This is a genomic window from Streptomyces sp. NPDC030995 (genome assembly GCF_055571215.1).
In genome coordinates, this window is record NZ_JBVIFS010000006.1 from 114,630 (window position 1) to 128,985 (window position 14,356).

Annotated in this window: 13 protein-coding genes; 12 read left to right on the forward strand and 1 reads right to left on the reverse strand. The window is 72.7% G+C overall.

Going from position 1 to position 14,356, the window contains the following annotated elements:
* Positions 1-68: 68 nt before the first annotated feature.
* Positions 69-2,300, forward strand: a complete 2,232-nt coding sequence (gene katG, locus ACZ45T_RS12490; protein WP_468440277.1) for a catalase/peroxidase HPI — start codon at positions 69-71, stop codon at positions 2,298-2,300.
* 50 nt (positions 2,301-2,350) lie between these two features.
* On the opposite strand, the gene ACZ45T_RS12495 is transcribed toward katG, so the two are convergent.
* Positions 2,351-3,145 (reverse strand): peptidoglycan-binding protein, encoded by a 795-nt coding sequence (locus ACZ45T_RS12495; RefSeq protein ID WP_468440279.1) that lies wholly within the window; start codon positions 3,143-3,145, stop codon positions 2,351-2,353.
* A 187-nt stretch (positions 3,146-3,332) separates the two neighbouring features.
* Here ACZ45T_RS12495 and polX point away from each other — a divergent pair, with 187 nt between their 5' ends.
* The 11 genes from polX to ACZ45T_RS12550 all read left to right on the forward strand — a co-directional run bounded on the left by polX (position 3,333) and on the right by ACZ45T_RS12550 (position 14,250).
* A complete protein-coding gene (gene polX / locus ACZ45T_RS12500; RefSeq protein WP_468440281.1) occupies positions 3,333-5,048 on the forward strand; it encodes a DNA polymerase/3'-5' exonuclease PolX in 1,716 nt (571 codons plus the stop codon).
* Positions 5,049-5,068: 20 nt separating this feature from the next.
* Positions 5,069-5,257: a hypothetical protein gene (locus tag ACZ45T_RS12505; protein WP_468440283.1), complete on the forward strand. Its 189-nt coding sequence runs from the start codon at positions 5,069-5,071 to the stop codon at positions 5,255-5,257.
* Between the two features lie 180 nt (positions 5,258-5,437).
* A complete protein-coding gene (locus tag ACZ45T_RS12510) occupies positions 5,438-7,213 on the forward strand; it encodes an enoyl-CoA hydratase-related protein (protein ID WP_468440285.1) in 1,776 nt (591 codons plus the stop codon).
* A 107-nt stretch (positions 7,214-7,320) separates the two neighbouring features.
* Positions 7,321-8,376: an NADH-quinone oxidoreductase subunit B family protein gene (locus ACZ45T_RS12515; protein WP_468440287.1), complete on the forward strand. Its 1,056-nt coding sequence runs from the start codon at positions 7,321-7,323 to the stop codon at positions 8,374-8,376.
* Positions 8,377-8,457: 81 nt separating this feature from the next.
* Positions 8,458-10,242 carry a nickel-dependent hydrogenase large subunit gene (locus ACZ45T_RS12520; RefSeq protein WP_468440289.1) on the forward strand — a complete coding sequence of 595 codons (1,785 nt, stop codon included), beginning with the start codon at positions 8,458-8,460 and terminating at the stop codon, positions 10,240-10,242.
* Entirely contained in the window at positions 10,239-10,781 is a 543-nt protein-coding gene (locus tag ACZ45T_RS12525; RefSeq protein WP_468440291.1) for a hypothetical protein, read from the forward strand. Before ACZ45T_RS12520 ends, ACZ45T_RS12525 begins: the two co-directional genes overlap by 4 nt.
* Positions 10,778-11,461, forward strand: a complete 684-nt coding sequence (locus tag ACZ45T_RS12530; protein ID WP_468440293.1) for a DUF5947 family protein — start codon at positions 10,778-10,780, stop codon at positions 11,459-11,461. Before ACZ45T_RS12525 ends, ACZ45T_RS12530 begins: the two co-directional genes overlap by 4 nt.
* Complete coding sequence (locus ACZ45T_RS12535; RefSeq protein ID WP_468440295.1) at positions 11,458-12,156, forward strand: DUF6084 family protein; 699 nt, start codon at positions 11,458-11,460, stop codon at positions 12,154-12,156. The genes ACZ45T_RS12530 and ACZ45T_RS12535 overlap by 4 nt, the downstream gene beginning before the upstream one ends.
* The gene (locus tag ACZ45T_RS12540) at positions 12,153-13,586 is read left to right on the forward strand and encodes a hypothetical protein (protein WP_468440297.1); all 1,434 of its coding nucleotides are present in this window, start codon (positions 12,153-12,155) and stop codon (positions 13,584-13,586) included. The genes ACZ45T_RS12535 and ACZ45T_RS12540 overlap by 4 nt, the downstream gene beginning before the upstream one ends.
* Positions 13,583-14,149, forward strand: a complete 567-nt coding sequence (locus ACZ45T_RS12545) for a hydrogenase maturation protease (RefSeq protein WP_468440299.1) — start codon at positions 13,583-13,585, stop codon at positions 14,147-14,149. Before ACZ45T_RS12540 ends, ACZ45T_RS12545 begins: the two co-directional genes overlap by 4 nt.
* Positions 14,146-14,250 carry a DUF6893 family small protein gene (locus tag ACZ45T_RS12550; protein ID WP_468440300.1) on the forward strand — a complete coding sequence of 35 codons (105 nt, stop codon included), beginning with the start codon at positions 14,146-14,148 and terminating at the stop codon, positions 14,248-14,250. The genes ACZ45T_RS12545 and ACZ45T_RS12550 overlap by 4 nt, the downstream gene beginning before the upstream one ends.
* Positions 14,251-14,356: the final 106 nt, after the last annotated feature.

Below are 14,356 nucleotides of genomic sequence, written 5' to 3' on the forward strand. Positions count from 1 at the left end.
GCGCCCCGACTGTTCCACCGCCCAGCCGTTCCTGAGAACCAGGACCCGCCCGGTCCGGAAGGATTCCGATGTCTGAGAACCATGATGCGATCGTCACAGACGGCAAGGCGGAGGGCGGAGGTGGCTGTCCGGTGGCGCACGGGCGCGCGGCGCACCCGACCCAGGGTGGCGGAAACCGCCAGTGGTGGCCGGAGCGGCTCAACCTGAAGATCCTGGCCAAGAACCCGGCCGTGGCCGACCCCAACGGCGGGGACTTCGACTACGCCGCGGCCTTCAACGCCCTCGATCTCCCTGCCGTGAAGCGGGACATCGCGGAGGTGCTGACGAGCTCGCAGGACTGGTGGCCCGCCGACTTCGGCCACTACGGCCCGCTCATGGTCCGCATGGCCTGGCACAGCGCCGGCACCTACCGGATCAGCGACGGCCGCGGCGGCGCCGGGTCCGGTCAGCAGCGCTTCGCGCCCCTCAACAGCTGGCCGGACAACGGGAACCTCGACAAGGCCCGCCGACTGCTGTGGCCGGTCAAGAAGAAGTACGGCCAGAACCTCTCGTGGGCCGACCTCATGATCCTCGCCGGCAACGTCGCCCTCGAATCGATGGGCTTCGAGACCTTCGGCTTCGGCGGCGGCCGCGCGGACGTCTGGGAGGCCGACGAGGACGTCTACTGGGGTCCCGAGACCACCTGGCTCGCCGACGGACGCTACACCGGCGACCGGGAGCTGGAGAGCCCCCTCGGCGCCGTCCAGATGGGCCTCATCTACGTCAACCCCGAGGGCCCCAACGGCAACCCGGACCCGATCGCCGCGGCCCGCGACATCCGTGAAACGTTCCGCCGGATGGCGATGAACGACGAGGAGACGGTCGCCCTGATAGCCGGCGGCCACACCTTCGGCAAGACCCACGGCGCCGGCCCGGCGGAGAACGTCGGCGCCGAGCCCGAGGCGGCGTCGCTCGAACAGCAGGGCCTCGGCTGGAGCAGCACCTTCGGCACCGGCAAGGGCGGCGACGCGATCACCAGCGGCCTCGAGGGCATCTGGACGAACACGCCGACCACCTGGGACAACACCTTCTTCGAGATCCTCTTCGGGTACGAGTGGGAGCAGTTCAAGAGCCCCGCCGGGGCGCACCAGTGGCGGCCGAAGGAGGGCGCCGGGGCCGGCACCGTGCCCGACGCGCACGACGCGTCGAAGAGCCACGCCCCGACGATGCTCACGACCGACCTCTCGCTCCGGTTCGACCCGGCCTACGAGCGGATCTCCCGCCGCTTCCTCGAGAACCCGGCCGAGTTCGCGGACGCCTTCGCGCGCGCCTGGTTCAAGCTGACCCACCGCGACATGGGCCCGGTCGTGCGCTACCTCGGACCGGAGGTGCCGTCCGAGACGCTGCTGTGGCAGGACCCGCTGCCCCCGGTGACGCACGAGCTCGTCGGCGCCGCGGACATCGCCTCCCTCAAGGAGCGGATCCTCGCCTCGGACCTGTCGGTGTCCGAGCTGGTGTCCACCGCGTGGGCGTCGGCCTCCTCCTTCCGCGGCAGCGACAAGCGCGGCGGTGCCAACGGTGCGCGCATCCGCCTGCAGCCGCAGAACGGGTGGGAGGTCAACGAGCCCGACCAGCTGGCCTCGGTGCTGCGCACCCTGACCGGGATCCAGGAGTCCTTCAACGCCGCCCAGAGCGGCGACAAGCGGGTCTCCCTCGCCGACCTGATCGTGCTGGCCGGCGCCGCCGCCGTCGAGCAGGCCGCCAAGGACGCCGGCTTCGACGTCGAGGTCCCCTTCACCCCGGGCCGCGCGGACGCCTCGCAGGAGCAGACCGACGTCGAGGCGTTCGCCGCGCTCGAACCGGCCGCCGACGGGTTCCGCAACCACCTCGGCAAGGGCAACCGGATCCCCGCCGAGTACCTGCTCGTCGACAAGGCGAACCTGCTGAACCTGAGCGCCCCCGAGATGACGGTCCTGGTCGGTGGCCTGCGCGTCCTGGGCGCGAACCACCAGCAGTCGTCGCACGGTGTCCTCACCCAGGCACCCGGGACGCTGACCAACGACTTCTTCGTCAACCTGCTCGACCTGGGCACGACGTGGAAGGCGACGTCCGAGGACCAGAACACCTTCGAGGGGCGCGACGCGGCCACGGGCCAGGTCAAGTGGACCGGTACCCGTGCCGACCTCGTCTTCGGGTCGAACTCCGAACTGCGCGCGCTCGCGGAGGTCTACGCCGGCGACGACGCGAAGGAGAAGTTCGTGAAGGACTTCGTCGCGGCGTGGGACAAGGTCATGAACCTGGACCGGTTCGACCTCGTCTGATCCCGTACGTCCACGGCCGGCCGGCCCGTACCGGTCGGCCGTGGACGTCCTCACCCCGAGGTGGCGGCGGCGGACGGCGAGGCGCTCCGGTACGCCTGGTCGCACTGCGGCCAGTGGCTGAAGTCGCGGCCGCGGGCCCACAGGCGCCGCGCCGCCTGGATGTTCCATTCGGGGTCGAAGGCGAGCCGGGGGGTGCCGCCGAGTTCGGCGAGCCGGCCGTCGGAGATCTGGAAGAGGCCCCAGTTGCGGGAGCCGTTGGTATTGGGCAGCACGTGCAGCGGGTCCAGCAGGGACTGGCAGCGGGCGATGCCGGCCGCCCGGTCCGGTTCCTCGGGGAACACCTCACGGATGCGGCGTTCGACCTGGTCGGACGGCGACTGCCCCATCGGGACCGGCCGTTCGTAGAGGGCGCGTTTCGTCTCGTCGTCCACGACGCCCTTCGGCGGCAGGCCCGCCAGCACTTGGAAGGCCGTGACCCTGCGCAGCGTCTGCGGGCCGAAGTCGCCGTCGACGCCGATCTTCGCCCCCTTCTTCTCCAGCAGGGACTGGACCTCGCGGACGCACGCGTCGTGCTGGCCCATGCTCGCCGGCTCCCGGCAGGCCGTGGAGAACAACAACCGGCCGTCGCCGGCGCCCGAGGGTTCCGCGGCGCCGCCGGAGCCGGGCCACGCCATCGCCGCGGCGGCAGCGGCGACGGCCGTCAGGGCCGCCAGCGCGTAACCCGTCCGCCGGATCCACCGTCGCGACGGCGCCCGGCCCGGTTCGGACGGGGGCTCCTGGTCCTCCGCGTCGGTGGCGGGGGCCGCCTCCGGGGCGGCCGGTGCGCGGGTGAGGTCCGCGAGCACCCACAGCCGGTGCAGGGTGGAGACCTCCTCCGCGGGTGGCCCCGCACACCCGAGCCCTCGGAGTGGGACGGCGAGGTCGGCCCGAAGACCTGGCCGGGGATCCGCGCGTACAACTGAGATCGACTGCGGAGGGCTGCATTCCACGGGGGTGGGTGCGGCCCTCCGCGGCCGGGGGCACCCTGGAGACATGGCCCGGGTCAACGACGAGGTCGAGGCGCTGCTCCAGGAGTACGCCGACCTGATGGCGATCAGCGGCGGGGACGCCTTCAAGGTGCGTGCCTACGAGAAGGCCGCCCGCTCCATCGGGGGCAGTCCGCTGGATGTCGCGAGACTCGACGCGAAGGGGCTCAAGGAGATCCCGAACGTCGGCGCGTCGATCGCCGAGAAGGTACTGGACTACCTGCGCACCGGCCACGTCCCCGCGATCGACGAGGTCAGGGCCGCCGTCCCGGCCGGGGTGCGGGAGCTGACCCGGGTCCCCGGGCTCGGGCCGAAGCGGGCCATGCTGCTCCACGAGCGGCTGGGGGTCGCCACGGTGGACCAGCTGCTCGACGCGATCCACGCGGAGCGGCTGCGCGACCTGCGGGGGTTCGGGGAGAAGAGCGAGGAGAACATACTCGCGGGTATCGCCATGATGCAGAAGGCGGGCAGCCGGATCCTGATCAGCGCCGCGACCGAGATCGCCGAGCAGATCATCGGCGAGCTGGCGTCGGTGCCGGGCGTCGTCCGGTGCGCGTACGCCGGGTCGCTGCGGCGGATGCGCGAGACCATCGGCGACATCGACGTCCTGGTGGCGTCGGAGCGGCCGGCCCCGGTCATGGCGGCGCTCGTCGGCCTCCCGTACACGGCCGAGGTGCCGGCGCGCGGCGCGAAGAAGACCTCCATCCGTACGACGAAGGGCCTCCAGGTCGACCTGCGGGTCCTGCCGCCCGCGTCCTGGGGCGCGGGCATGCAGTACTTCACCGGCTCGAAGGCGCACAACGTACGCACCCGGGCGCTCGCGGTGCGCCACGGGCTCAAGCTCTCCGAGTACGGGCTCTTCGACGCCGACGGCGACGAACGGCGGGCCGGCGAGACGGAGGAGGAGATCTACGCCCGGCTCGGCCTGCCGTGGATCGCGCCGCCGCTGCGCGAGGACCGCGGGGAGATCGCGGCCGGGTTGCGCGGCGAGCTGCCCGACCTGGTGACGGAGCGCGACCTGCGGGGCGACCTGCACACCCACACCGACCTCACCGACGGGCTGGCGCCACTGGAGGAGATGGTGTCGGCCGCGGCCGACCGCGGGTACGCGTACTACGCCGTCACGGACCACGCGCCCAACCTCTCCATGCAGCGGATGACCGACGAGAAGGTGCTCGCCCAGCGGGAGCGGGTGCGCGCGCTGGACCGGGCGCACCACGGGATGCGGCTGCTGCACGGCACGGAGCTCAACATCGGGCCCGACGGGGAGCTGGACTGGCCCGACGAGTTCCTGGCCGGATTCGACCTGTGCGTGGCCTCGGTGCATTCGCATTTCGGGCTGGACCGGCGGGCGCAGACCCGTCGGCTGGTGCGGGCGTGCGAAAACCCGTACGTGCACGTCATCGGGCACCCCACCACGCGCCGGATCGGCCGCAGGCCCGGCATCGACGCCGACTTCGACGAGGTGTTCCGGGCCTGCGCGCGGACCGGCACGGCCCTGGAGATCAACTCCCATCCGGAGCGGCTCGATCTGTGCGACGAGGACATCCTGCGGGCGAAGGGGTTCGGGGTGCGCTTCGCGGTGGATTCCGACGCGCACTCCCCCACGCACCTGGCGTACGTGCGCTACGGGGCGGGCACGGCCCAGCGGGGCTGGCTGACGAAGGACGAGGTCATCAACGCGTGGCCGCTGACCCGGCTGCGCGCATTCCTGCGCCCCTGACCGGCCCGCCTCGCCGGAGCGTGTCCGGTCCGTCGCTGTACGCGCCTCCCGCGTGCGGACGCGGTTCGGAAGGCCGCCGGTGGGCAGGCGCGGGGATCCGGCTCAAGCTGGACGCCATCGCCGCCGCCCTCCTGGAGCAGCAGGAGGGCCACTGGGGCAAGGCGTACCGGGACCTGGAGAAGGCCATCGGGATCGAGGATCACGAGTAGCGCCCTGCCGCCGAGCGGCCCCATGCGGGTGCGCCTTCGAGTGACACGGCCGTCGGGTTACGCGCGCCCGCGGCCGGCGTCCCGGGAACATCTCAGGCGGCCGGTCATGCCCCGGTCACGCCCGGCCGAACCTGCCGGGTGCCACACGGCCACGGTTCCGGTCCGTCGCAGGGAGACCACGTGCACGTCCTGCTCGTCGCGAGCGCGTTCAACAGCCTCACCCAGCGGGTCCACGCCGAACTGCGCGATCACGGCCACAGTGTCGCGGTGGAACTGGCGCTCCCGCAGACCGACCTGGCCGCTGCCGTCCGCCGCCACCGGCCCGACCTGGTGCTCGCGCCGATGCTGAAGTCGGCCGTGCCCGAGGAGGTCTGGTCCGCCCACACCTGCCTGATCGTCCACCCCGGTCCGGTCGGGGACCGCGGCCCCTCCTCGCTCGACCGGGCCGTCCAGGAGGGGGCCCCGCGGTGGGGCGTCACCGTGCTCCAGGCCAATGCGGAGATGGACGCCGGCGATGTGTGGGCCTCGGTCGCGTGCCCGGTCCCGGACCCGCCGGTGGCCAAGAGCGCCTGGTACCGCGGGGAGGTCGCCGACGCGGCCCTGGAGGCCGTCCTGCTCGCCGTGGACCGCTTCGCCTCCGGTACGTACACGCCCCTGCCCCAGACCGAAGGTCTGGCCCGCCCCCTTCTCCGCCAGGAGAGCCGTCGCATCGACTGGCGGGCGGACGCCACCGAGCGGGTCCTGCGCGTGCTGCGCGCCGCCGACTCCCGGCCCGGCGTACGGGACGAGCTGCTCGGCGCCACCTGGTACCTGCACGGCGGTCACCCCGAGGACCGGCTGCGCGGCCGCCCGGGCGAGCTGATCGCCACCAGGGCGGGCGCGGTCTGCCGGGCCACCGTCGACGGCGCCGTCTGGATCCCGGAGCTACGGGCCCACCGCCCTCCGGGGGAGGCGGCCGCCCCCAAACTGCCCGCCACACTCGCGCTCGGGGACCTGCTGCCCGCCCTGCCGGAGCTCCCCGCTCCGGTGGAACCCGGTCCGGGCCCGTGCGACTGGTCCGACATCGGCTACCGCGAGGAGGGAGGCGCCGGGTTCCTGTCGTTCTCCTTCCCCGGCGGCGCGATGAGCACCGAGCACTGCCGGCGTCTGCTGGACGCCTACCGGGCGGCCCGCTCCCGCCCCACGTCGGTCCTCGTGCTCGGCGGCGGCCGGGACTTCTTCTCCAACGGCATCCACCTCGGGGTCATCGAGGCGGCGGCCGACCCCGCCGGGGAGTCCTGGGCCAACATCAACGCCATGGACGACCTGGTGGAGGCCGTCCTGACCACCACCGACCGGCTCGTGGTCGCCGCCCTCGGAGGCAACGCGGCCGCCGGTGGGGCGATGCTGGCCCTCGCCGCCGACGAGGTGTGGTGCCGCTCGGGCGTGGTCCTCAACCCGCACTACCGGCTGATGGGCCTGTACGGCTCGGAGTTCTGGACGTACACCCTGCCGCGCCGGGTCGGCGCCGCCCGCGCGGAGCGGCTCACCGCCGACGCCCTGCCGCTGAGCGCCGCGGCCGCCCGGCGGCTCGGCCTGGTCGACCGTACGATCGCCGGCCCGCCCGCGGCCTTCGCCGACCGGGCCGTGACGCTCGCCGCCCAGCTCGCCGGCCACGCGGCCACCTCCTCGCGGATCGCCGTGAAGAAGGCCCGCCGGGACCTCGACGAGGAGCAGCGCCCGCTGGCCTCCTATCGCGCGGCCGAGCTGGAGCGGATGCGGCAGACCTTCTTCGACCCGGACGCCCCCTACCACGCGCTGCGCCGGGCCTTCGTACGCAAGGAGCGCCCTGTCGCCACACCGCCGCACCTCACGGAGCGCGTACCGGGCCGGCGCGGGACGCCGCTGCCCTCGCGGAGGCGCGGCGTCACTGGACCGGGCGTACATGACGGGGCACCCGGCCCCGGCGGCTGCTAGCAAGAAGGGTGGGGCCGAGGAGGCCCGGGCGGACACCGGCCGCCTCGGCTCTCCTCTCCCCGCCCTGTTTCCCGCTCCCCGCTCCCCGCTTTCAAGGAGGCGTCCGCATGGATGCAGCAACGCCGGACCCGGTAGAGGACCCCCTGATCCACATTCTCTGGATCAATGCGGGCTTGAGCTGCGACGGCGACTCCGTGGCCCTGACGGCGGCGATGCAGCCGAGCATCGAGGAAATCGTCACGGGGACACTGCCCGGACTGCCCAGGATCGCCGTGCACTGGCCGCTCATCGACTTCGAGTGCGGTCCCGTGGGCGGTGCGGACACGTTCATCGAGTGGTTCTTCAAGGGCGAGCGGGGCGAGATCGATCCGTTCGTGCTGGTGGTGGAGGGCTCCATCCCCAACGAGAAGATCAAGCCCGAGGGCTACTGGTGCGGCTTCGGCGACGATCCGGCGACCGGCCAGCCCATCACCACCAGCGAGTGGATCGACCGCCTGGCGCCCAAGGCCCTCGCCGTGGTGGCCATCGGTACGTGCGCCACGTACGGCGGGATCCATGCGATGGAGGGCAATCCGACGGGTGCGATGGGCGTGCCCGACTATCTGGGCTGGGACTGGAAGTCCCACGCCGGGATCCCGATCGTGTGCGTGCCGGGCTGTCCGATCCAGCCGGACAACTTCTCGGAGACCCTGACCTACCTGCTCTACCAGGCGGCCGGCTCGGCCCCGATGATCCCGCTCGACGACAAGCTGCGGCCCACGTGGCTGTTCGGCATGACGGTCCACGAGGGCTGCGACCGCGCGGGCTACTACGAGCAGGGCCAGTTCGCCGAGACCTACGACTCCCCCAAGTGCCTGGTGAAAGTCGGCTGTTGGGGTCCGGTGGTCAAGTGCAACGTGCCCAAGCGCGGCTGGATGAACGGCATCGGCGGCTGCCCGAACGTGGGCGGCATCTGCATCGCCTGCACGATGCCCGGCTTCCCCGACAAGTTCATGCCGTTCATGGACGAACCCCCCGGAGCCCGGGTCTCCACCAAGGCGAGCAGTACTTACGGGGCGATCGTCCGCAGGCTCCGCGCGGTCACGCTGCGCACCGTGGACCAAGAGCCGAAGTGGCGCCGCGGCGGCGAGAAGCTGACCACCGGCTACCGCCCGCCCTGGTGACCGACCACCCGACCACCCGAGTACCCGCCGGCCCGGCGCACCTCCTCCTCCCCTCACTGAAGAAGGGTCACGGCAGACACGATGGCACCGAAGACGAAGGCAGGCGGCGACGGCAGCGGCCTGGTGGAGATGGCGTGGGATCCGATCACCCGGATCGTCGGCAGTCTCGGCATCCACACGAAGATCGACTTCAAGCAGAAGCGGGTCGCCGAGTGCTACAGCACCTCGTCCGTCTTCCGCGGCTACAGCGTCTTCATGCGCGGCAAGGACCCCCGGGACGCGCACTTCATCACCAGCCGCATCTGCGGGATCTGCGGTGACAACCACGCCACCTGTTCCGTCTACGCGCAGAACATGGCCTACGGGGTGAAGCCGCCCCACCTCGCCGAGTGGATCATCAACCTCGGCGAGTCGGCGGAGTACATGTTCGACCACAACATCTTCCAGGAGAACCTGGTCGGGGTCGACTACTGCGAAAAGATGGTCCGCGAGACCAACCCCGGGGTCCTGGAGCTGGCCGAGCGGACCGAGGCCCCGCACGCCGGCGACCACGGCTACCGCACCATCGCGGACATCATGCGCTCGCTCAACCCCATCGAGGGCGAGTTCTACCGCGAGGCCCTCCAAGTCAGCCGCTACACCCGGGAGATGTTCTGCCTGATGGAGGGCCGCCACGTGCACCCCTCCACGCTCTACCCGGGCGGCGTCGGCACCATCGCCTCGGTCCAGCTCTTCACCGACTACATGAGCCGCCTGATGCGGTACGTGGAGTTCATGAAGAAGGTGGTGCCGCTGCACGACGACCTGTTCGACTTCTTCTACGAGGCCCTGCCCGGCTACGAGGAAGTCGGCCGCCGCCGCGTCCTGTTGGGCTGCTGGGGCGCGCTCAACGACCCCGAGTACTGCGACTTCACCTACGCCAACATGACCGACTGGGGACGGAAGATGTTCGTCACCCCGGGCGTGATCGTGGACGGCAAGCTGGTCACCAACGACCTCACGGAGATCAACCTGGGCATCCGCATCCTGCTGGGCAGCTCGTACTACGACGACTGGGCGGGCCAGGAGCAGTTCGTCACCCACGACCCGCTCGGCAACCCGGTCGACCCGCGCCACCCGTGGAACCAGCACACCATCCCCGCCCCGCAGAAGCGGAACTTCGACGACAAGTACAGCTGGGTGATGTCGCCCCGCTGGTTCGACGGCAAGGACCACCTCGCGCTCGACACCGGCGGCGGCCCCATCGCCCGGCTGTGGTCCACCGCGCTGTCCGGCCTGGTGGACGTCGGCTACGTCAAGGCCACCGGGCACAGCGTCGTCATCAACCTGCCGCGCACCATGACCAAGCCCGAGACCCGCTTCGAGTGGAAGATCCCGAAGTGGAGCAACGCGCTGGAGCGCAACCGCGCCCGCACCTACTTCCAGGCGTACGCCGCGGCGATCGCGCTGCACTGCGCCGAGATGGGGCTGGCGGAGGTCCGCGCCGGACGCACCCAGACCTGGGAGAAGTTCGAGGTGCCGGACGAGTCGATCGGCGTGGGCTTCACCGAGGCCGTGCGGGGCGTCCTGTCCCACCACATGGTGATCCGCGACGGGAAGATCGCCAACTACCACCCGTACCCGCCGACCCCCTGGAACGCCAGCACCCGCGACACCTTCGGGACGCCGGGACCGTACGAGGACGCCGTGCAGAACACCCCGATCTTCGAGGAGAACCCCCCGGAGAACTTCAAGGGCATCGACATCATGCGGGCGGTGCGCAGCTTCGACCCGTGTCTGCCGTGCGGGGTGCACATGTACGTCGGCGGCGGCAAGACGGTCAAGACCATGCACGTGCCCACCGGCCTGAGCGGGCTGGGCGGATGAGCGCCGCGCAGGCGGGCGTCGCGATGGACGCACGGCAGGCGGGGCACCGGGTGGACGAGGTGCTCGACCGGCTCGCCGCCACGGGCGACCGGGCGGCCTGCGCCGCCGCCGAGGAACTGGTGCGGGCGCTCATGGAGTTCTACGGGGCCGGGCTCGCCCGGATCACCGAGCGGCTCGGCAAGAGCGGCCTCGGTCCGCTCCTGGACGACGAGCTCGTGGCGAGCCTGCTGGCCCTGCACGACCTGCATCCCGAGGACGTCCACGTCCGGATCGGGCGGGCGCTGGAGGCCGTACGGGAGCCCGTGGAACTGCTCGGCTTCGACGCGGCCTCGGGCGTGCTGCGGCTGCGCGTCACGGCCTCCGGCGGCTGCGGCTGCGGCAGTTCGGAGGCCGGCTCCCCCGGCGTGCCGCAGAACGTGGCGGACGCCCTGGCCGCCTTCGCTCCCGAGGTGACCTCCGTGGAGGTGGAGACGGCGGCCCCGCCGCCCGCCCTGCTGCAGATCGGCACCCGCCCGCAGGCCCCGGCGCGGGTCCGGTGAACGGGCCCGCTCCCCACGGGCCCGCTCCCGACGCGCCCGCTCCCGCCGCACGCGGCCTGCGGCGGTTCGCCGGCGCGCGCCCGCCCCGCCCCGAGACCTGCGAACTGTGCGGGGTGGCGGTGCCCGAGGACGGCCACCGCCACCTGGTGGAGACCGAGCGGCGGGCCCTGGTCTGCGCCTGCACCGCCTGCGCGCTGCTGTTCGACCGGCAGGGGGCGGCCGCCGGCCGGTTCCGCGCCGTACCGGACCGGTACCTGACCGACCCGGGGCATCCGCTCGACGACGGGGCCTGGGAGGCCCTCCAGATCCCCGTCGGGGTGGCGTTCCTCTTCCGCAACGCCGCACTGGACCGCCTGGTCGCGCTCTACCCGAGCCCCGCCGGGGCCACCGAGAGCGAGCTCGACCCGGAGACCTGGCAGGGCGTGCTCGGCGCCGGACGGCTGGCCGCCCTGCTGGAACCCGACGTGGAGGCGCTGCTGCTGCACCGCGCGGCGGGCCGCACCACCTGCCATCTGGTGCCCATCGACATCTGCTACGAGTTGGTGGGGCGGATGCGGCTGCTGTGGCAGGGCTTCGACGGGGGCGCGGAGGCCCGGGAGGCGCTGCGCGTCTTCTTCGAGCGGGTCGAGCGACGGGCCCGGGTGCTCACGCCCGACGCCGTGGAAGCGGGCCGGTCATGACGGAGTTCACCTTCGCCTGCACCGGGGTGCGCGCCGACCCGTACGCCGCCGGTCCGACCCTGGTCTTCCGGCTGCGCGTGACCGCCTCGCCGGAAGTACGGGTGCACGCCCTCGCCCTGCGCTGCCAGATCCGCGTCGAACCCGCCCGGCGGCGGTACGGCCCGGTGGAGGCGGACGGCCTGGCCGACCTGTTCGGCGCCCCCTCCCGCTGGGGATCCACCCTCCAGCCGGTGCAGTTCGCGCAGGTTCCGCTCATGATCCCGAGTTTCACCGGGGAGACCGAGGCCGACCTGGTGGTGCCGTGCAGCTACGACATGGACATCGCGGCGACCCGGTACTTCGCCGCGCTCCAGGGCGGTGAGGCGCCGCTGCTGATGCTGTTCTCCGGGACCGCGTTCACCGGGGCGGGCGGCTTCCTCGTCGAACCGGTGCCCTGGGACCGCGAGGCCGCGTACCGGATGCCGGTGGCCGTGTGGCGGGAGATGGTCGAGCAGCACTTCCCGGGCTGCGGCTGGCTGCGCCTGCCCTCCGACACGATGGCCGAACTGCTCGCCTTCCGCTCGCGGCACGCCCTCCCCTCGTGGGAGGCGACCGTACGCGCCCTGCTGGACACCGCCGCCGCGGCGCAGCCGCCACCTCCCGCGGCCCGGCTGGGGGCGGCGCCGCCGCGCGTCACCGAGAGGACCGCTCCGTGACCACGACCACGAGGACCACCACCACCGCCACCACCACCTCTGCCGGCGCCCGGGACGCCCGGTTCGCCACGGCCCGGCAGGTCGCCGACGCCGTCCTCTTCGAGGGATACGTCCTCTACCCCTACCGGGCCTCCGCGGCGAAGAACCGCATGCGCTGGCAGTTCGGTGTGCTCGCGCCGCCCGCCTGGGCCCCCGCGCACGGGGAGCACACCTTCCAGCGGACCGAGATCCTGCTGGAGCCCCGGGGCGCCGCGACCCTCGGCCTGGAGCTGCGCTTCCTGCACGCCCAGCGGCGTACGGTCCAACAGGCCCGCGGTGACGGCGCGTTCGATGAGGTCGCCGAACTACACCTGGCCGACCGGGTGCTGGTCCCCTGGGACGAGGGGACCGAGGAACGCGTCGAGTTGTCCGTCTCGGTGGCCGAACTGGTGGGCTCCGGTGTCGACTTCCCCTTCTCCCGGCCCGCCCGCGTGGAGATCGAGGCGGTCCTCGACGAGGCCGGCCGGACGATCGGCCGCCTGGTGCGGCGTACGGAGCGGATCTCCGGGATCCTGCGGCTCGCCGCCGCCGAACTCGACGGCCCCTACCGGGTGGTGAAGCTCACCGCGGTGGTGGAGAACACCAGCCCGTGGGCCCCGGACGAGGGGTCCGCGGCCCGCGAGGAGGCCCTGCCCCACTCGCTGGTGGCGGCCCACCTCCTGCTGGGGCTGAGCTCCGGGTCCTTCCTGTCGATGACCGACCCGCCCGAGTGGGCCAAGGGGGCCGTCGCGACCTGCGAGAACCGGCACACCTGGCCGGTGCTGGCGGGCGAGCCCGGCCGTGCGGACGTGGTCCTGTCCTCCCCGATCATCCTCGAGGACCACCCGGCGATCGCGCCCGAGAGTCTCGGTGCCATGTACGACGCCACCGAGATCGACGAGATCCTGGCCCTGCGCACCGCCGCCCTCACCGACCAGGAGAAACGGGAGGCGCGCGGGACGGATCCCCGGGCGGCCGCCGTGATCGACCTGGCCGACTCGATGCCGCCCGAGGTGCTGGAGCGGCTCCACGGGGCCGTGCGGGGCCTGCGCGACATCACCGGCGAGCCCGCAGCCGAGGACCAGGAGGCGCTGTTCCGCCCCGCGACCCCCTGGTGGGACCCGGCCGGGGCGGACCCCGCGGACCCGGCCCCCGACCACGTCACGGTCGACGGCGTCCGGGTGGGCGCCGGCAGCCGGGTGGTCCTGCGCCCCGGGCTGCGGCGGACCGACGCGCAGGACCTGTTCCTCCAGGGCCGCACCGCCCAGGTCGAGGCCGTTCTGCACGACGTCGACGGGGGCGTGCACCTCGCGGTCACCGTGGACGGCGACCCGGGGGCGGACATCCGCCGCGAGCAGGGCAGGTTCCTCTACTTCCAGCCGGACGAGGTCACCCCCGTGGAGCTGGCATGAGCGGGCGGACCCTGATCGCCGGCATCGGCAATGTCTTCCTCGGCGACGACGGCTTCGGCGTGGAGACCCTGCGGGCCCTGTCGCAGCATCCGCTGCCGGCGGGCGTGGAGGCGGTGGACTTCGGGGTGCGCGGGGTCCACCTCGCCTACCAGTTGCTCGACGGCTACGACACGCTCGTCCTCGTCGACGCCACCGCGCGCGGCGGGCCCCCCGGCACCCTGTACCTCATCGAGGCCGGCGAGGGGGAAGCCCCGGTCGTACCGGGCGGTGCCGCCCTCGACGGCCACGACATGTCGCCCGACACCGTCCTCGCCCTGCTGGACACCCTGTGCGCCGGGACCGGTTCGGCCCCGCCCCGGCGCACGCTGGTCCTCGGGTGCGAACCCGCATGCGTCGAGGAGGGCATCGGGCTCAGCGCTCCGGTGGCCGCCGCGGTGCCGGAGGCCGTCCGCATGCTCCTGGACCTGGACCTGGACCTGGACCTGGACCTGGTCCGGGAGGGGGAAGCACCCGCGGCCGACGCGGATGACCCGACCCGCCGTGAACTGAGGAGAACCCCATGAAGAAGGCCGTCATCGGCGGAGCCACCGCCGTGGCCCTGGTCGCCGTGCTCAAGCAGATCCTCCCCGACATCAGGCGCTACCTGCGCATGCGCAGCATGTGAGCCCCGCACGCCCCGGCGCCCGAATGGCGTACGGGGCGTGCGGGCCGTCGGCGTGCCCGACCGCGACGCCCCCGTCCTGCCGGTGTAATGAGCCCCGGCAGGACGG

Excerpts from the sequence above, each read along its gene's own strand:
- katG (WP_468440277.1), top strand. The coding sequence starts at position 69 with ATGTCTGAGAACCATGATGCGATCGTCACAGACGGCAAGGCGGAGGGC.
- polX (WP_468440281.1), top strand. The coding sequence starts at position 3,333 with ATGGCCCGGGTCAACGACGAGGTCGAGGCGCTGCTCCAGGAGTACGCC.
- ACZ45T_RS12515 (WP_468440287.1), top strand. The coding sequence starts at position 7,321 with ATGGATGCAGCAACGCCGGACCCGGTAGAGGACCCCCTGATCCACATT.
- ACZ45T_RS12520 (WP_468440289.1), top strand. The coding sequence starts at position 8,458 with ATGGCACCGAAGACGAAGGCAGGCGGCGACGGCAGCGGCCTGGTGGAG.
- ACZ45T_RS12525 (WP_468440291.1), top strand. The coding sequence starts at position 10,239 with ATGAGCGCCGCGCAGGCGGGCGTCGCGATGGACGCACGGCAGGCGGGG.
- ACZ45T_RS12535 (WP_468440295.1), top strand. The coding sequence starts at position 11,458 with ATGACGGAGTTCACCTTCGCCTGCACCGGGGTGCGCGCCGACCCGTAC.
- ACZ45T_RS12545 (WP_468440299.1), top strand. The coding sequence starts at position 13,583 with ATGAGCGGGCGGACCCTGATCGCCGGCATCGGCAATGTCTTCCTCGGC.
- ACZ45T_RS12550 (WP_468440300.1), top strand. The coding sequence starts at position 14,146 with ATGAAGAAGGCCGTCATCGGCGGAGCCACCGCCGTGGCCCTGGTCGCC.